The sequence below is a fragment of the Pseudomonas sp. P116 genome (assembly GCF_020149425.1).
GTDB classification, from domain to species: domain Bacteria; phylum Pseudomonadota; class Gammaproteobacteria; order Pseudomonadales; family Pseudomonadaceae; genus Aquipseudomonas; species Aquipseudomonas anatoliensis.
This window is the reverse complement of the sequence record NZ_JACVHB010000010.1, coordinates 73,395-91,924: the sequence shown is the minus strand read 5'-3', so window position 1 is coordinate 91,924 and position 18,530 is coordinate 73,395. Positions and strand designations below refer to the sequence as shown.

General features: G+C 59.3%; 13 protein-coding genes. 3 read left to right on the top strand and 10 right to left on the bottom strand.

Features of this window, described 5'->3' with window-relative positions:
* Positions 1-85: 85 nt before the first annotated feature.
* Positions 86-1,645, bottom strand: coding sequence for a sensor domain-containing diguanylate cyclase (locus tag ICA15_RS26945; protein ID WP_210555185.1), 1,560 nt, complete (start codon positions 1,643-1,645; stop codon positions 86-88).
* A gap of 225 nt (positions 1,646-1,870) precedes the next feature.
* Here ICA15_RS26945 and ycaC point away from each other — a divergent pair, with 225 nt between their 5' ends.
* Positions 1,871-2,503 carry an isochorismate family cysteine hydrolase YcaC gene (gene ycaC / locus ICA15_RS26940; RefSeq protein WP_042558826.1) on the top strand — a complete coding sequence of 211 codons (633 nt, stop codon included), beginning with the start codon at positions 1,871-1,873 and terminating at the stop codon, positions 2,501-2,503.
* A 543-nt stretch (positions 2,504-3,046) separates the two neighbouring features.
* Here ycaC and ICA15_RS26935 read toward each other — a convergent pair.
* Genes ICA15_RS26935 through ICA15_RS26925 form a run of 3 tightly spaced genes read right to left on the bottom strand, consistent with a single transcriptional unit; the run spans position 3,047 to position 6,589 of the window.
* Positions 3,047-4,285 (bottom strand): nucleoside permease, encoded by a 1,239-nt coding sequence (locus ICA15_RS26935; protein ID WP_210555186.1) that lies wholly within the window; start codon positions 4,283-4,285, stop codon positions 3,047-3,049.
* Positions 4,286-4,326: 41 nt separating this feature from the next.
* Positions 4,327-5,409, bottom strand: a complete 1,083-nt coding sequence (locus ICA15_RS26930) for a sugar phosphate isomerase/epimerase family protein (protein ID WP_210555187.1) — start codon at positions 5,407-5,409, stop codon at positions 4,327-4,329.
* Positions 5,399-6,589: a Gfo/Idh/MocA family protein gene (locus ICA15_RS26925; protein WP_210555188.1), complete on the bottom strand. Its 1,191-nt coding sequence runs from the start codon at positions 6,587-6,589 to the stop codon at positions 5,399-5,401. Before ICA15_RS26925 ends, ICA15_RS26930 begins: the two co-directional genes overlap by 11 nt.
* Before the next feature lie 178 nt (positions 6,590-6,767).
* On the opposite strand from ICA15_RS26925, the gene ICA15_RS26920 reads away from it, so the two are divergent.
* Positions 6,768-7,772 carry a LacI family DNA-binding transcriptional regulator gene (locus ICA15_RS26920; RefSeq protein ID WP_210555189.1) on the top strand — a complete coding sequence of 335 codons (1,005 nt, stop codon included), beginning with the start codon at positions 6,768-6,770 and terminating at the stop codon, positions 7,770-7,772.
* Here ICA15_RS26920 and ICA15_RS26915 read toward each other — a convergent pair.
* The 5 genes from ICA15_RS26915 to ICA15_RS26895 all read right to left on the bottom strand — a co-directional run bounded on the left by ICA15_RS26915 (position 7,769) and on the right by ICA15_RS26895 (position 15,220).
* Complete coding sequence (locus tag ICA15_RS26915) at positions 7,769-8,092, bottom strand: hypothetical protein (RefSeq protein ID WP_210555190.1); 324 nt, start codon at positions 8,090-8,092, stop codon at positions 7,769-7,771. The genes ICA15_RS26920 and ICA15_RS26915 overlap by 4 nt on opposite strands.
* Positions 8,093-8,576: 484 nt before the next feature.
* Positions 8,577-11,492, bottom strand: coding sequence for a PAS domain S-box protein (locus ICA15_RS26910; RefSeq protein WP_210555255.1), 2,916 nt, complete (start codon positions 11,490-11,492; stop codon positions 8,577-8,579).
* 173 nt (positions 11,493-11,665) lie between these two features.
* A complete protein-coding gene (locus tag ICA15_RS26905) occupies positions 11,666-13,204 on the bottom strand; it encodes a cryptochrome/photolyase family protein (RefSeq protein ID WP_210555191.1) in 1,539 nt (512 codons plus the stop codon).
* A gap of 103 nt (positions 13,205-13,307) precedes the next feature.
* Positions 13,308-14,432: an alkene reductase gene (locus ICA15_RS26900; protein ID WP_210555192.1), complete on the bottom strand. Its 1,125-nt coding sequence runs from the start codon at positions 14,430-14,432 to the stop codon at positions 13,308-13,310.
* Positions 14,433-14,542: 110 nt separating this feature from the next.
* Positions 14,543-15,220 carry a type 1 glutamine amidotransferase domain-containing protein gene (locus ICA15_RS26895; protein WP_042558830.1) on the bottom strand — a complete coding sequence of 226 codons (678 nt, stop codon included), beginning with the start codon at positions 15,218-15,220 and terminating at the stop codon, positions 14,543-14,545.
* Between the two features lie 209 nt (positions 15,221-15,429).
* On the opposite strand from ICA15_RS26895, the gene ICA15_RS26890 reads away from it, so the two are divergent.
* Positions 15,430-16,014: a TetR/AcrR family transcriptional regulator gene (locus tag ICA15_RS26890; RefSeq protein ID WP_210555193.1), complete on the top strand. Its 585-nt coding sequence runs from the start codon at positions 15,430-15,432 to the stop codon at positions 16,012-16,014.
* 57 nt (positions 16,015-16,071) lie between these two features.
* Here the strand turns inward: ICA15_RS26890 and ICA15_RS26885 are convergent, their stop codons facing one another.
* Entirely contained in the window at positions 16,072-18,507 is a 2,436-nt protein-coding gene (locus ICA15_RS26885; protein ID WP_210555194.1) for a TonB-dependent siderophore receptor, read from the bottom strand.
* Between the last annotated feature and the right edge of the window lie 23 nt (positions 18,508-18,530).

The following is an 18,530-nucleotide window of genomic DNA, read 5'->3' as shown; positions in this document are numbered from 1 at the left end:
AGTCGGTTTTCGATCGGCTGACAGGGTGTCGCAGGGCGACAAAAGGTGTAAGAAAAAGTGACCAGTGCGAGCGACGAAGGTGTTATCAGCTCATCACCGCCGAACTCGAACACCAACGGTTGCGCCCCTGTTGCTTGGCCTCATAGAGACGGGTGTCGGCCGCTTTCAACAACGAGGCCGGCGTGACCGTATCGTCGACAGGATGACGCGTGGTGATGCCAGCACTGGCCGTGACGTACCCCAGAGGATGCCCGGCGTGCGCAAGCTTCAGCGCACGAATACTCTGCAAAATGTCCTCAGTGACCTGAATCGCCCCGGCGCTATCGGTGTTGGGCAATAACACGGTGAACTCTTCGCCGCCGTAACGTACGGCCAGGTCACCCGGGCGTTTGACCGCTTGCTGGATCGCCTGGCCGACCGCGCTCAGGCAATCATCACCCGCCGCATGTCCGTATTGGTCGTTGTAGCGTTTGAAGTGGTCGACATCGAGCATGATCAACGACAGCGCCGAACCCTGGCGACGGGCCAATCGAATTTCATCGGCCAGCGAATTATCCAGGCGTCGACGGTTGCCGAGCCCGGTCAGGGCGTCAGTCAACGCCATGTCGCGCATGGTCTGATGGGCGTGGCGGATTTGTCGTTCCATCGCCATACGCTGGCGCAACTGGCTGAGGACGATGAGGCCGAAACAGCTCAGCACCAGAATCAGAAACACCAGCACGAAGCCGTTCTTCAGCAAATCCTGCTGCCAGGGTTCGATGATCGAATCACGCGACAGACCGGCCTCAACCACCAGTGGGTAGGTGGTGAGGGCACGATAGCCATACAAGCGCTCGGTGTCGTCGACGACGGCGCGCACTTGCGCGATGCCTGAGTTGGAGTTGGGTAAATAGGTCTTGAAGATCTCGCTGTTGGCCAGGCTCTTGCCGATCACCGAGGCGATGAACGGGCGGCGCACGAGGATGGTGCCGTCGCGCCTGGCCAGCACCAGCGCGCCTTTGTCATCGATGCGAAAGTCACCGTAGTAATCGACGAAATAGCTGACCTTGACCGTGCCCAGCAACACGCCGGCGAACGAGCCATCGGCATTGTTCAGCCGGCGTGATATGGGAATGATCAGGTCTTTTGTGGAGCGGCTCTCGACCACATCGCCGATGCGCACATGGCGATCTTCATGGGTGCGGTGGTACTGGAAATAATCACGGTCGGCGTTGTTCGCGGTCTCGGGCGTCACCTCCTTGTCGGTGACGATCCACTGTCCATCAGGACCGTAGATAAACAAGCCGTGCAGCTGCGGCATGATTGTCGATTGCTGCACCAACAATTTGTGAATGCGCGGGACATCCAGGTTTTGCAGGCCATCACCCTCGATCCGCTCACTCAGGGCGGCGGTCAGCACGTCCATCTGGCGGATGGTGTCTTCGGCATGCTGGGCCGTGGCGCGGGCGAGGTTGGTCACCGAGTTGCGCGCAGAATCGAAGGCTGCACGGTAGTCGCGCCAAGTTCGCCAGCTCTCGACCGCCAAAAAGGCCATGACCACTACCAGCATGAAACTCACCGTCAGGCGGAACGTCGATCCGGCGCGCACGGCTTTCAGGGATGCGGGGTTGTCTGTGTTCGGCTCTGGCGAGTGGCGTCCGAGCATGAACATCTCCTTGGGTTTATTGCACACGTGAAGCTGGTAACAGTATGACAAGGATCGCCGGGAAGGTCGGGATGCCAGCGAAATCCGTGATCAGTGTCGCGTGATTGTCCTGTTCAAGTTGACGGTTAAACGCTTTTCAGCCGATTTATCCAGCGCTGGAGTGTCAGTAATCTGAGCCCATCTTGAACGCAACAAGAACTTCCCCAACTAAAAAGGACTGCACAGATGAACACGCCAACCTACAACCGCCTCAACAAAGACGACGCCGTAGTACTGCTGGTTGACCACCAGACCGGTTTGATTTCTCTGGTGCAGGACTTCTCGCCGAACGAATTCAAGAACAACGTTCTGGCGTTGGCCGATCTGGCGAAATTCTTCGAACTGCCGACCATCCTCACCACCAGTTTCGAACAAGGCCCGAACGGCCCATTGGTACCGGAACTGAAAGAGATGTTCCCGGACGCGCCCTACATCGCCCGTCCAGGCCAGATCAACGCCTGGGACAACGAAGACTTCGTCAAGGCGATCAAAGCTACAGGCCGCAAGCAGATCATCATTGCCGGCGTGGTCACCGATGTTTGTGTGGCATTCCCGACACTGTCAGCCCTGGCCGAAGGCTTTGATGTGTTCGTCGTCACCGATGCCTCCGGCACTTTCAACACCACTGTGCAACAAGCCGCATGGAGCCGCATGACTCAGGCCGGCGCACAAATGATGAACTGGTTCTCGGTAGCCTGTGAGCTGCACCGCGACTGGCGCAACGACATCGAAGGGCTGGGTAATCTGCTGTCTCAGCGTATTCCGAACTATCGCAACTTGATGAATGGTTATGCGGCGCTGACGGCGCAGCAAAAGTAAGCTGGCACTGTCACAACTCGAAAAGCCTGCCCTGAAAAGCAGGCTTTCGTTCGTTCGACTGACACACCATCCTGTAGGAGCATTCGAGTGCAACGAGGCTGCGATCTTTTGATCCTGTTGTTTGAAATCAAGATCAAAAGATCGCAGCGTGCCGCAGCGCCTACAGGGGCGGTAGGGTCTAGACGGGACGCTGACTAACCAAAAGCCTGCCCTGAAAAGCAGGCTTTTGTTCGTTCAACTGACACACCATCCTGTAGGAGCATTCGAGTGCAACGAGGCTGCGATCTTTTGATCCTGTTGTTTGAAATCAAGATCAAAAGATCGCAGCGTGCCGCAGCTCCTACAGGGGGCGGTAGGGTCTAGATGGGACGCTGACTAACCCAAAGCCAGCCCTGAAAAGCAGGCTTTCGTTCGTTCAACTGAACACACAACATCCTGTAGGAGCATTCGAGTGCAACGAGGCTGCGATCTTTTGATCCTGTTGTTTGAAATCAAGATCAAAAGATCGCAGCGTGCCGCAGCTCCTACAGGGGGCGGTAGTGCTTAGACGGGTGAGGGGATCACAGCCTTGTCGCTGTCTCGTCCTTTGAACGTCATCCAGAAAAGCAGCATTACCGCAACCGAGAAACCGGCCGGAAACAGCCAGATGCTGCGCCAGTCATGCCCGTTAGCCGAGGCGAAGTGGTCGGTGATCTGGCCGGCGATCCAGAAGCCGATCAGCATGCCCAAACCGTAAGTCGCCAGGGTAATCAGGCCTTGAGCCGAGCTGCGAAAGCGCTCGGGGGCCTTGGCGTCGGTGTAGATTTGCCCGCAGACGAAGAAAAAGTCGTAGCAAACGCCGTGCAGCGCAATGCCGATGAGCAGAATGAATGCTTGATCACCGTTGTCGCCGAAGGCAAACAGCACGTATCGCAACGCCCAGGCCAGCATGCCGACCAGCAACGCGATCTTGATTCCGAAACGCTGAATGAACAGCGGCAGAAGCAGCATGAACAGCACTTCGGACACTTGCCCGATGGCCATCTTCGCCGTCGGATTGGTGACGCCGATTTCGGCGAGGAACGGGTTGGCATTCTGGTAATAAAACGCCAGAGGAATGCAGATCAGAATGGACGCGAGGAAGAACACCAGATAGCTGCGATCCTTGAGCAGGCTCAACGCATCCACGCCCAGCATCTGCTTCAGGCTCGCCGAACCTTCAGTGGATTTCAGCGGTGCGGTATTCGGCAGGCTGAAGCTGTAGAACCCCAACACCAGCGACGCTACGGCAGACATCAGGAAGGTGTTACGCAAGCCGCCCGCCGCGATGGCTTGTTGGGAGTCCCAGGCAAAACCAAAGCTGATCACGATGCCGGCGACAATCCAGCCGACGGTCCCCCAGACGCGTATGCGCGAAAACTCCAGGGCCGGGTCTTTGATTTGTCGGAACGCCACCGCATTGACCAAGGCCAGCGTCGGCATGTAGACCATCATGTAGGCCAGCACATAAGGATAAAACGCGCTGAAATCTGGCGCCCGATAGAGCTGGAACAACAGCACCGCGCCGATCAGATGCAGCACCGCCAGGATGCGTTCGGCGTTGAAGAATCGATCGGCAATCAGGCCAATGACGAAGGGCGCAATGATCGCACCCCACGACTGGGTCGAGAACGCCATCCCCACCTGGCCGCCGCTGGCCGCCAGCGTTGTGGTGAGGAAGGTGCCGAGGGTGACGAACCAGCCACCCCAGATAAAAAACTGCAAAAACATCATCACGCTGAGTCGCGCATTCATTACGTTCATTTCAATCACCGTATTATTTTTATGTCGGTAACAGCGGTAAATCAGTGGTCGTGAAGCCCCAGCAAACGTCGGTTGGATTGTTCGTCAGCGCTCACGCTGGCGAAGTCGTCGAACGCCTTGCGGGTCTTGGTGATCATGTGTTGTTCGATGAAGGCGGCGCCTTCGGCAGCGCCTTGCGCGGCATCTTTCAGACAGCATTCCCACTCGAGCACGGCCCAGCCGTTGAAGTCGTATTGGGTCAACTTGCTGAAGATCGATTTGAAGTCGATCTGGCCGTCGCCCAGCGAGCGGAATCGGCCCGGGCGATCAACCCAGCCTTGATAGCCACCGTAAACTCCGGAGCGCGCGTCGGGGCGGAACTCGGCGTCCTTCACATGGAACATGCGGATGCGCTCGTGATAGCGATCAATGAACCCCAGGTAATCCATCTGCTGTAACAGCAAGTGGCTCGGGTCATACAGAATCGCGGCGCGTGGATGATGATTCACCGCCTCAAGAAAACGCTCGAAAGAGGCGCCGTCGTGGAGGTCTTCGCCGGGATGGATTTCGTAACACAGGTCTACACCGGCCTCGTCGAAACAGTCGAGTATCGGCAGCCAGCGCTCGGCCAATTCGGCAAAGCCTTGCTCGACCAGACCGGCAGGGCGTTGCGGCCATGGGTAGACATACGGCCAGAGCAGGGCGCCGGAAAAGGTCGCATGGGCTGTCAGCCCCAGGCGCTGACTGGCGCGCGCTGCCAGTTTCAACTGGTTGATCGCCCATTGCGTGCGCGCTTGCGGCTTGCCGCGCAAATCCTCTGGGGCGAAGTCGTCGAAGAGGCTGTCGAACGCCGGATGCACCGCGACCAGTTGGCCTTGCAGATGGGTCGACAGCTCGCTGATCACCACGCCGGCCTTGGCGCAAATTGCGATGAGTTCGTCGCAGTAATCCTGACTGTGGGCGGCGCGCTCAAGATCAATGAAACGCGTGCCAAGGGTCGGCAACTGGATGGCCTTGTAGCCTTGCGAGGCCGCCCACTGCGCAATGTTGGCGAGGGAGTCGAAGGGCGCTTCGTCAGAGATGAACTGCGCGAGAAAGATGCCCGGGCCGCGCATGCCGCCAGGGTTTGTTTGATCAGTTGTCATTGGCGGATGCTCCGATTGACTGGCGAGGTATTTCGCTCCACTTGGCATCACCGCGATGGTTGGCGAGAGCGGTTTCGATGAAGGCCATGCCGCGCAGGCCGGCTTCTATGCCGGGCACGCCGGGCGCATCAGGGCCGCTCGCGCCCTGGAGAATGGCCTGCGCGAGGTCGCCGTAAAGATTGGCCATGGCTTCCAGATAACCTTCCGGGTGCCCGGCGGGCAGGCGCATGCGCCGGGTTGCGGCTTCACATAGCCACGGTTGGCTGAGGCCGGATCGCAGCACGCGCATGGGTTCGTTCAGCGGGCGATGGATCAGACTGGCGGGCTCTTCCTGGCGCCACTCCAAACCACCGTTGTCGCCGTACAGACGAATTTTCAGCGGATTCTCTTCACCGGCGCAGACCTGACTGGCGATCAACACGCCGCTGGCACCGTCGGCCATTTTGAACAGCATGGCGGCGTCGTCATCCAGTTGGCGGCTGCTGAAGTGCGAGCTAAGCATCGCGCTGATGAACTGGATGGGCTGACCGGCGACAAACTCCGCCAGGGAAAACGCGTGAGTGCCGATGTCACCGATGCAGCCGCCGATGCCCGATTGCTCAGGGTTGTCGCGCCAATCGGCCTGCTTGTTGCCTTGGCCGGCGACGTCGCTGCTGAGCCAGCCTTGCGGGTATTCGACGAGGACTTTGCGCAAGCGCCCGATAACGCCGCTGGCGACCATTTCCCGTGCCTGCCAGACCATCGCGTAACCCAGATAGGTGTGCGCCAGCGCGTAGATTCGCTGACTGCTGCTGACGACGCCTTCGAGCGCCTGCACTTCGGCCAGATTGAGCGCAGCAGGCTTCTCGCTGAAGACATGGAAACCGGCGCTCATCGCTGCGCTGGCGATAGGGGCGTGCAAGTGATTAGGCGTGACGATCACCAGCAGCTCCATGCGCTGATCGGGCGGCAGCCGGGATTCGGCGGCGAGCATGTCTTGCCAGGCGTCGTAACAGCGTTGCGCAGGCAGACCCAATGCGGCGCCACTGCGCTGATTGTTTTGCGCGTCTCGGCTGAACGCACCGCAGACCAGTTCAAAGCGTCCATCGAGGCCGGCTGCCTGCCGGTGTGCCTGAGCGATGAAGGCGCCTTCACCCCCACCGACGAAGCCCATTCTTATTTTTCGAGCAGCAGCAATCATGGCAATTGTCTCTGTGGATAGTGCATCAGTCGTCTATGATGTAACCGGTTACATCGTGGGCGAAATCTAGGCTCGAAATGCACGGCTGTCAAACCATCTCGGACGAATGTCGGCGTTTCGGAGGGCGGCGCGGTGCGGTAAGCTCGGCGGCCGATTTGATTGAAAGAGCGAGGCAGACTTGTCCAATATCCGCGAAGTGGCACGGCTGGCGGGCGTTTCGGTGGCAACAGTGTCAAGAACATTGAAGTCGCCGGAGCGCGTACTGCCCGACACCCGCGATCGGGTCATGGCTGCCGTCGAACAGGCCGGATATCGCCCGAATCTGATGGCGGTGCAGTTCCGCTCACGCAGAACCGGGAACCTGGTGATTCTGGTCCCGACCATCGCCAACACATTTTTCGCCCGAGTCATCAGCGGTGCGCAAAAGGCTGCGCAAGCCGCCGGCTACAGATTGTTGCTGTGCGACACCCAGGGTCGCGAAACACTCGAACGCCAGTTCGCTGATCTGGTGTATGCCCATCAAGCGGATGGCGTGATTCAACTGCGCGCCTTCGACCCCTTCGAAGGCTCCGCTTCGGGGAAGGATCTGCCACCGATCGTCAATGCGTGCGAAGTGATCCAGCAAGGCCGTCATCCGACAATCAGCCTCGACAACGTCGCGGCCGCCAAGGCGATGACCGAGCATTTGATCGCGCTTGGTCATCGGCGCATCGGCCTGATCAAAGGGTCGAAAGGCAGTCCGCTGACGCGAGATCGTCTGGCGGGATACGAACAGGCGATACGCCAGGCTGGCCTTGCGCTGGACGATGCGCTGGTTTGTCACGGCGATTTCAGTCTGGCTGCGGGCTATGCCGGCGCCGGAAAAATGCTCGCTCTCGACGACCGGCCGACCGCGCTGTTTTGTGAAAATGACGAGATGGCGATTGGTGCGTTGAAGCGCATCAAGGAGCAGGGGTTGCGCGTGCCGGAGGATATTTCGCTGGCGGGATTCGATGACATTCCGATGGCGGCTTACTGCGATCCGCCGCTGACAACCATCTCCCAACCGGCGGAAGTGTTTGGCGAGAAAGCCGTCGAAATGCTGATAGCCCTGATCGAGAAACAGCCGTTGCCTGCCCGACATGTGGTGTTGCCGTTTCAGCTGACGCCACGTGAAAGCACGGCGCGATTTGAGATGCCTTAGGCGCCTTCCAGTTTCAACGATTGATACCACTCGGCATACGGCGTGTTGCTCACTTTATACCGGTTGTAATCCGCAGTGCCGTCCTCCCACCAGACCGGGCCACGCTCGCCCAGTGCCACTTTGGCGGCGTGCACATGCGCCCTCGCTGCTTTCAATTTTTGCGGGTCATCCAGCAACTTCGCCGCTTTGACTTCGCGTCGCGCTGTCATCAAGTCGTCGACCAGATGCTGGCGCTGTTGCGGGTCCAACGCCGGGTTGCTGCACCGCCAAAGCTGTTCTTTGACCACGAAATATCGGCCGTCGGGCGTGGTTGGGTGCATCTGTGAGCCCCTCTCATTTTAAATATTGATAGCCGAGCTAATGGCAGTTCAACGGCATAAATACGCTCAGTCAATCGGCTGCGTTAAATCGGGGCTGGCACAGGCAAAACATCCAGTGACTGATCCACCGCTATCGCCAGCAGGCTGGCTCCTACAGGAAATCTGCAAGGGTCGAAAATGTGTGGGCACCGCAGCTCCCACCAGGTTTTGTGGTGTTCACAAGATTAATGCCCCCACCGAACAATGTAGGAGTGAGCCTGCTCGCGAAGGCGTCGACACGGTCAAAACATCCGATAACTGTTCCACCGCTATCGCCAGCAAGCTCGCTCCCACAGGTTTGTGCGTCGCTTACAGATCTTCGGCCAGCACACAAACCTGTAGGAGCATTCGAGTGCAACGAGGCTGCGATCTTTTGATTGTGATTTTTACAATCAAGATCAAAAGATCGCAGTGTGCCGCAGCTCCTACAGGGGCCGGTTGCGGTTTACGGCGTTGTCGCTTCGGACAGCAAATTGCTGACCCGCGAAACCAGGGTGTCGACTGCAAAAGGCTTGGTCAGCACTTGCATGCCCGGTCCGAGTTGAGCGCTGCCGATGACGGCGTTTTCGGCGTAGCCGGTGATGAACAGGGTTTTGAGTTTTGGGCGGATTTCCCGGCCTGCATCGGCCATTTGCCGGCCGTTCATGCCGCCCGGCAAGCCGACATCGGTGATGAGCAGGTCGATCTGCGCGTTGGAGCGCAGTACCTCCAGGCCTTCAACGCTGTCAGCCGCATCCAGCACTGTGTAGCCAAGTTCGCAGAGCACGTCTTTGAGCAGCATCCGCACGGTGGGTTCGTCGTCGACGATGAGGATAGTCTCGCCTGCTTTTACCAGCGGTGTTGTCGTGCTGCGGGTGGCGTCGTAATTTTGTTTGGCTTCGCCGCGATAGCGTGGCAGGTAGATGCACATCGTGGTGCCTTGGCCGACTTGTGAATGCACGCGCACCTGGCCACCGGATTGTTTGGTGAAGCCGTAGATCATCGACAACCCAAGCCCCGTACCCTGGCCGAGCGGTTTGGTGGTGAAAAACGGGTCGAAGGCCTTGGCGATGACTTCCGCGCTCATGCCGGTGCCGGTGTCGGTGACGCAGAGGCAAAGGTACTCGCCCTCGGGAATGTCCAGTGTGTGGACCGACTCGATGGTCACGGCGCGGTTGGCGGTTTCCACCGTGATGCTGCCGCCATCTGGCATGGCATCGCGGGCGTTGATGCACAGATTCAGCAGAGCGTTTTCCAACTGGCTGGCATCGACCAGCGCCGGCCAAAGATCGGGTGCCACCAACGTCTTCAAGCGAATGCTCGGGCCGACGGTGCGCTGGATCAGCTCGGTCATGCCGACAATCAGCGTGTTGACGTCCGTTGGCCGCGGATCGAGGGTCTGGCGTCGGGAGAACGCCAGCAGTCGATGGGTAAGCGCCGCTGCACGTTTGGTCGCGCCTTGGGCGGTCACCAGATATTTGTCGACGTCCTTGATACGGCCCTGAGCGATGCGTTTTTCCATCAGCTCCAGGGCGGCGGAAATGCCGGCCAGCAGATTGTTGAAATCGTGCGCCAGGCCGCCGGTCAGTTGCCCGACGGCTTCCATTTTCTGCGACTGGCGCAGCTTTTCCTCGGCTTGCATGAGATCGGCAGTGCGCGCCATCACGCGTTGTTCCAGGGTGTCGTTGAGCGCACGCAGTGCCGCGTTGGCCCGATCGCGCTCGGCCTCGACACTGCGCCGCTCTTCCACATCGATCAGCACGCCGGGGAAGCGCAGCGCAGTGCCGTCGTCGGCGCACTCGACGCGTCCGTTGGCCTCAAGCCAGTTGTATTTTCCATCGGCGTCGCGCACCCGATACTGATGGGAATAGGCGCCGCCACGGGCAATCGCTTCGTTGATCGCAGCGATGAGTCCTTCGCGGTCGTCGGGGTGAACGGTCGTCACCACTTGTTCCAGGCTCAGACCGGTGCGACCCAAAGCAGGATCGAGATTGAACACCTTGGCGAAGGCTTCATCCACGGTAAAGTTATCGGTCGGCAGGTCCCAGTGCCAGGTGCCGATAATGGCGCCGGCGGCGAGGGCGAGTTGTACGCGCTCGACGTTTTCACGCGCGAGTGCTTCGCTGACGCGCAGGCGCTCTTCGGCGTCGCGCCGTTCAGTGACGTCATTGAAGAGGATCGCGATTTGCCGGTCGGCCGGGTCGCCGACTCGTACGGCACGCACGTCGAACCAGCGCTCAAAGGTGTTGGCGTAATTTTCAAAGTTCGCCGGCTCGCCCGTCTTGGCCACGTGCCCGTAGGTCTCGAACCAGAACTTTTCCAGATTGGGGGCAAACTCGGTCACCCATTTACCACGCAGATTGACCCCGCATTGACGTTCGAACGCCGGGTTGGCTTCGACGAAGTAGTAATCCACCGGAAGATCGTCGGCGTCGAATTTGACGTTGACGATGGCGAATGCGGCTTCGATGGTTTCCAGAATGGTGCTGAAGCGTTCTTCGCTCAGGCGCAGCGCCGTTTCGGCACTGCGCGAGCGCGTCAGATCAAGCATCGCGCCGATCATGCGCTCGGCGCGGCCGTCGGCGTTGCGGATCAAGTGTCCGCGGTCGAGCACTTCGGCGTAGGAACCGTCCTGGCAGCGGAAGCGATATTCGGCGGTCCAGGTCGATCCGCTGCCGTCGATGGCAGAGCGAATCGAGGCTTCGACGCGCTCGCGATCCTGCGGGTGGATCTGGGCAAGGCGCCAGTCACTCGTCGGCTCGATGGCTGCTGAAGGGAACCCATAAGCCTGCTGCAAGGCTTCGTTCCAGACAATCTGCCGGGTCTGCAGATCCCAGTCCCAGACCGCGTCGCGTGTTGCCTTGAGCGCCAGGCGATAGCGCTCTTGCGATTCGAAAAGCGCACGGCCGGCGAGATGCTCCTGGGTGCGGTCACGAAGGATTTTCACGAAGCCCAGATGGGATTGATCATCCGCATAGAGCGGCATCAGTTCGCCCGACGCCCAGAACAATTTGCCGTCCTTGCGCAGGTGCCAGCGTTCATCTGAGGCGCGTCCTTCAAGCAGAGCGCGCTGCATTTCCAGTTCAACACGGCCGGAGGCGCGATCGGCTGGTGTGAAAAAACTCGCAGCACTCTGGCCGAGCATTTCCTCGGCGGTCCAGCCCATGACATTGACGGCGCCGGCGTTCCATTCGGTGATAATGCCCCGCGGGTCGGTGGCGACCATGGCGAAATCGATCGCGCACTCGAAGATTGCCCGCTGGCGCGCTTCACTGGCGGCGAGCGCCGCTCGGCTGGCGGCCAGTTGCGCGGCGATATCGTGCTGTACGTCGCTGATGAGTGTTTGTCCAGTGCCGGTTTCGAGCGCCTGGCGCAGACGCATGACCTCTGACTCAAGCGCTTCGCGGGTAAGATGTTTCAGGATTTTCACCACTCACGCCTGATGATTATTGTGGCCCGGGCTCGTTCAACGTATTGCAAACGAACACTACGGGTCACCCATTGACACGGCGCGCCCTGCATAAGTTGCAGCCTTGAAGGGCGGCGCTTGCGGATCTACAACGAATGGCCGTTATCCAGCTGGTCGAGCAGCATTTGCCCGCGTTGCCAAAGGGCCTGCTGTTTGGCTTCAGGCATGCGGTCGAGATTTTTGTAGAGCATGCCCATGCGTTGATTGCTGCGCAGGAGATTGCCGTGGCGCATCAGAAAATGCCAGTACAGCGAATTGAACGGGCAGGCGTTGTCGGTGGTACTTTCGCTCACCTTGTAGGCGCAATCGCGACAGTAATCGGACATTCGCTTGATGTACTGGCCGCTGGCGCAGTAAGGCTTGGAGCCCAGGTATCCGCCATCGGCGTGCATGACCATGCCCAAAGTGTTGGGCAGCTCGACCCAGTCGAACGCGTCCATGTAAATGGCCAGATACCACTCGCAGATCTCGCTCGGCGCGATGCCGGCCAGCAAGGCGAAATTGCCCGTGACCATGAGCCGCTGGATGTGGTGGGCATAAGCATGTTTGAGGCTTTGACCAATGGCTTGGCGCATGCAGTTCATCTGCGTTTCGCCGGTCCAGTAGAACTCCGGCAATGGCCTGCTGTTACCGAATGAATTGCCCTCGGCGTAGTCAGGCATTTTCAGCCAGTAGACTCCGCGCACATATTCCCGCCAGCCGATCAGTTGCCGAATGAAGCCTTCGGCGGCGTTCAGGGCAACGCTGCCCGCCCAATAGGCCGACTCGATGTCGCTGCACAATTGCCGCAGGTCGAGCAAACCGATGTTGAGCGCTGCACTGATGCGCGCATGGAACAGAAACGGCTCGTCGCTGGCCATGGCGTCCTGATAATCACCAAAACCGGCCAGACCGAAATCCAGAAAGTATTGCCACAGCGCTTGAGCGTCGGCGTGGGTCACCGGGTAGTTGAAGGTATCGAGAGCGCCGTAGTGACTGGCGAAGTGATCGCGCACCAACGCGAGGACTTCCTGAGTTACAGGGTCTGCGCCGAAGTTAAGCGGGTAGGGCGCCTTCACGCCTTTGGGCAGTGACTTGCGGTTGTCGGCATCGAAATTCCACGCGCCACCCACCGGCGTGCCGTCGCCATTGAGCAACAGCCTGCTTTTGCGGCGCATCTCGCGGTAGAAGAACTCCATGCGCAGCTGTTTTTTACCGGCCGCCCAATCGGCGAACTCGGCGCGGGTGCAGAGAAAACGGCTGTCATTGTGCCAATGGATGGGCAAACCACAATCGCGCAGCGAATGCTCCAGACGCCAGTCGCCGCATTCGGTCAGGTGCAACTCGTTCGGCTTTACAAGCGCATGCCAGCGCTGCAACTCACTCGGCACAGCGCCGGTGTTTTGCGGATCGTCGAGCCGGACGTACTGCACCTGAAAGCCTTGCTCCTGCAACGCCTGAGCAAAATGACGCATGGCGCTGAACACCAGGACGATTTTCTGCGGATGGTGAGGAACGTGACTGGCTTCCTCCATCACCTCGACCAACAGGACGGTATCGCGTTCGCGATCAAGCCCCTGCAAAGAGGCAAGATCGAAAGACAACTGGTCACCGAGGACCAGGCACAAGCGGTTAACAGTCTTCATTCGAACGCAATCAGCCTGATGAGAGGCAATAGAGGTAGCCAGTGGTTGGAAAGTCCTTGCTCAGATAGTTGTACGGAAATTTAGTTTTGTATAGGTTTTTCTGCTAGCCGGGGTACACCGGATAATCGATATAACCTTCAGCGCTGCCGCCATACACCGTGGCCGGGTTCAGTGCATTCAGCGGCCAGTCGTTGGCGATTCGCGCAGGCAGATCCGGGTTGGCCATGAACGGTCGACCGAAAGCGACAAAGTCAGCGAGGCCGGAATCGAGCAGCCGCGCACCGGATTCGGCGTTGTAGCGCCCGGCGTAGATGATCGCGCCGCTGAAGGTGTCGCGCACCGCTTGGCGGAAGGTTTGCGGCATTGCTGGCGCATCGTCCCAATCGGCTTCGGCGATGGACAGATAAGCAATGCCGACGTCCTCCAGCACCTTGATAGCTTCTATATAAGTGGTGTGCGGATCTTCCTCGACCAGACCCAGGTACGTGCGCGCCTCATCGGTGGTGGTGAACAGCGGGGCGAAGCGCACGCCGACCTTCTCCTTGCCAATGCAGTCGGCGACGCCCGCTACCACTTCGCGCAGAAAACCCAGGCGATTGTGCAGCGAACCACCGTATTGATCGGTACGCAGATTGCTGTGCGCCGAGATGAACTGGTTGACCAGATAGCCGTTGGCGCAGTGCAGTTCGATGCCGTCAAAACCGGCCTCCATCGCATTGCGTGCTGCCTGGATATAGAGCTGGATCAGCTCCTGAACTTCTTCAGTGCTCAACGCGCGCGGTGCGGACGGCGGCACCAGTTCGCCTTTGCCTGGTGCAGTTTCGATAAACACACTGACCCGATCAGTGGCCACGGCGGAAGCCGAGACCGGCGCCGCGCCGCCAGGTTGCAACGCGCTGTGCGACACACGGCCGACGTGCCAGAGCTGGGCGAAAATTACCCCGTCGACGGCATGCACGGCATCGGTGACTTTGCGCCATCCGGCAATTTGCTCGGGCGTGTGAATGCCCGGCGTCCAGGCATAACCCTGGCCGCGTGGCTCGATCTGCGTGCCTTCGGTCACCAGCAAACCTGCGCCTGCGCGCTGCTGGTAATACTCGGCCATCAATTCATTGGCGATGTTGCCCGGTTGGGTACTGCGCTGGCGGGTGAGGGGCGGCAGGACGATGCGGTTTTTCAGGGTGTGCAGGCCCAATTTGGCGGGGGTGAAATAACTGCTGTTGTTCATGGATTACCTTTTTCACTGGTTTATTAGACCAGTCAACTATTGGGTGGGCGTAAAAAAAACGCCGTGTGGCACGCACACGGCGTTCGGAGGACTTTTCCCGAAGGGGCTTATCAGCCGAGCATCTTCAGCAACTTCTCGGCGACGGCGGCGGAGCTGGCAGGGTTCTGGCCAGTGACCAATTGCCCGTCAGCCACCACATGCACTTGCCAGTCGGCGACCTTGGAGTAGTAACCGCCAAGACGCTGGAACTCGTCTTCGATCAGGAACGGCACGACATCGGTCAAACCGACCGCGGCCTCTTCGGCATTAGTGAAACCGGTGACCTGGCGATGCTGGATAAGCGGTTTGCCCTCGGCATTCAAAACGTGACGCAGTACGCCCGGTGCGTGGCAAACGAAACCGTGCGGCTTGTTGCTGCGGTCGAAAGCTTCGATCAAAGCGATCGACTGCTTGTCTTCGGCCAGATCCCACAATGGGCCGTGGCCACCTGGGTAGAACACCGCATCGAAATCATCCGCCCGAACATCCGCCAGACGCCCGGTGTTGGCCAGTGCCTGTTGGGCGGCCGGGTCATTGCGAAAGCGATCGGTCTCGGCGGTCTGTGCGTCTGGCTCGTCGCTTTTCGGATCGAGCGGTGGCTGGCCACCGGCCGGGGACACCAGGGTGACGTCGGCACCGGCGTCCTTGAAGGCGTAGTAAGGAGCGGCGAACTCTTCGAGCCAGAAGCCGGTTTTCTTGCCGGTGTCGCCAAGTTGATCGTGCGAAGTCAGAACCATCAAGATTTTCATAAAGCACCCTTGGTTGATCAGGTGGCGTCGCTGCGCAACGGATTTGCGAAACGCCGACACCGGGAGATGAGTTGTCGGAGCGCAGCATAGATGCCAATTAGACCAGTCGTCTAGTAATTTTTTCTGCGCAGGTTTTTCACTGACAGATATGGCAAACTTCCGTTCCTCTGAAATATACGACTGGTCTATTGTCTGGTAATTTGCGCCCCATGAAACCGACCTACGACGACACCCGCCAACACTTGCTCGATACCGGCCACCGAATGATGGCCGAGAAGGGCTTCACCAGTGTCGGCCTCAATGAAATCCTGCAAACCGCCGGCGTGCCCAAGGGCTCGTTCTATCACTACTTCAAATCCAAAGAGCTCTATGGCCAGGCCTTGCTTGAGGATTACTTTGTCGGCTACCTCGCCGACATGGAGCGACGCCTGACGTTGCCGGGGCTGACCGCTTATGAGCGATTGATGGATTACTGGCTGGGCTGGCAGAACCGCTGCACGCTCGAAGGCCACGGCGATGAGTGTCTGGTGGTGAAACTCAGCGCCGAAGTCGCCGATCTGTCCGAGTCGATGCGCCTCACCTTGCGTGATGGCGCCGAACAAGTGGTGTCGCGCATTACCCTGTGCATCGAGCAGGGCCAGGCTGAAAACAGCCTTCCTCAGGGCAATGCCCGGCGGTTGGCGGAAACCCTGTACCAGATGTGGTTGGGTGCCAGCCTGCTGAACAAGTTGCAGCGCACCGGGCAGTCGTTGAATACGTCGATGGCGACTACGCAACAACTGCTCAGCGTTTGATCCTTGAAGTGACCGGCCGGACCCGAACTCCGGCAGGTCAACGCCGAGTGCTGCGGTTCAGAACTCGGGCGTGTACTTGACGCTGAACATCACGTTGCGCGGATCGCCGAAGTTGTTGTTGCCATTGAGCTGGTTGTAGGCGGCGGTGTAGTAGCGCTTGTCGAACAGGTTGTTGGCGTTCACCGCAAGGCCGATTTCGTTGCTCAACTGGTAACCGAGACGGGCGCTCCACACCGTGTAACCGGCGACGTCGTAAGTGTGTTCATAGCCAAGCGTATGGCTTTGGGTGGTGAAACCCAGGCCAGTGCTGACACGGTTCCAGTCGCCGCTGAACTGATAATCGCCCCACACCCGCAGCATGTGTTTCGGCGTCCAGGTGCTGAAGGTTTTGCCTTTTTCAGTCGGGTCGTCGAGGTACTTGGTGGTGTTGTAGGTGTAGCCGGCGAACAGTTGCAGGCCAGTCAGCACTTCGCCGCTGATCTCGGCTTCGATACCCTGGCTGCGAACTTTCCCGGCGGCCGTCGAGCAATACCAGTCGTCGCAAACCATGCCTGAAGCCAGGTCGTTGACTGCACGGTTTTCCTGGTCATAACGGAACACCGCCAACGACGTGTTGACCCGGCCGTCCATCAATTCGCCCTTAAGACCCACCTCGTAATTGCTGCCGATCACCGGTTTGAGCACGGAACCGTTAGCGTTGCGATTGGTTTGGGGTTCGAACACGTCGGTATAGCTGGCGTACACCGCCCACTCGCGGCTCAAGTCGTAGACGATGCCCGCGTAAGGCGTGACTTCGCCGGTCTCGTTCGCGGTGCTTTGCGGTTCCTCGACAGCGACGTCACTGAACGCCATTTGCGTCCATGACTTGTAGCTGTAGTCGTACCAACTGACGCGCGAACCCAGCACCAGCGTGAGTGATTCGACCGGTTTGACCCGCCAGCTGCCGTACAGGCCTTTTTGACGAATGTCGTATTCGCTCGGCGTTGCCCGGCCACCCGGGGTATTGAGCAAACCTTCGTAGCTGATTTCGGGACGGTCGTGGTTGATGTCGAAAATCGTGTCGCTGCTGTTGTTGAAGGTGCGAGCGAATTTATCGTCAGAGGTGAACTTGGCGTAGTTGCCGCCGAGCATCACTTCATGCTCCATCGACAGCGCTTCGAAATGCCCGGAGAGGTTCATGTCCAGACCGAGTTTGTTTGCGTCGAAATCCGTGACGAAATCGGCGTATTGCAAACCGCTGCCATCAGCTTGCACCCCGGCGCCGCTGGTTTGCGTGCGCTGGTTTTTCGATTTGTTGGTCTCGGTCATGCGCACCGCACCGACCTTGACGGCCCAGTCGTCGTTGAAGCGATGTTCCAGATCGGCGTAAACGGTAGTGACATCAATGTCGGCATGGTTCCAGCGTGCACCACCGTAGGTGGAACGCGGCACGTTGAGCGGCTTGCCGTCGGCGTAACGTGGCAGGCCGCGGATCATTGGCCGTGATTCGCCATCCGAATGGCTGACCGCCACGCCGAGCGTGGTGTCATCGCTGACGTCGAAGTCCAGAGCGCCGTACAGCGAGTGAGTTTTGCTCCATTCGTAATCGACGAATGAATGGCTCTGATCTTCATCGGCGACAAAACGCCCGCGCACCGTGCCGGTCGAGTTCAACGGTCCGCCGGCATCCAGTTGCAAGCCGTAGTGATCCCACGAACCTGCCTTGCCGGTGACGGTTACGGTCGGGGTGTTCTGGCCGCGCTTGCGCACCAGATTAATGGCGCCACCGGGGCTGCCGGCGCCTTGCAGCAGGCCCGACGCGCCGCGCAGCACTTCCATGCGATCAAAGAAAATCAGGTCCTGCGTTGCCCAGTTGCCCAGCGCATAGGTATTGCGCGGGATCGGCACGCCGTCGTACTGCCAGTCGTCGATCTGAAAACCGCGTGAGGTGAGGATCATGCCCTTGCCCACGCCCTGAAGGCCGACCAGACCGGTGGTTTTATTGGCGGCGTCCTTGAGATCGGTGAGGTCCTGATCATCCATTTGCTTGCGGGTCATGACGGTGACCGACTGTGGAATTTCCTTGAGCGTGTGCGTGCCTTTGCCAATGGTCACCGCCCGCGCGGCATAGGAGCCCGATCCCTCGGTGGTGGCGTCATTGCTGCGCTCGACAATGTTGGTGGCCCCCAGTTGCAGCGCTGCGCTGTTGTCAGTTACCGGCTCGACGCTGAAGTTGCCTTGCCCCGTGACGCGCAGTTGCAAACCGCTGCCCGACAGCGCCTTTTGCAGCGCTTGTTCGGCGGGCATCCGGCCGATCACTGCCGGTGCCTGTTTGCCCTGCACCAGCGCAGGCTCCAGCGAAATGATCTGGCCGCTCTGGCCGGCAATCGCATTGAGCGTGTTGGCAAGGGCGCCGGCCGGCAAGTTGAAGCTCAGCTCTTGCGCCAGCGCTGAGCTTGCCAGGGTCGCGAGGGCAACGGCGAAGGGAAGGGTACGGGGCCACGTGTTGAGCACAACATTCTCCTGTTTGTTTTGAA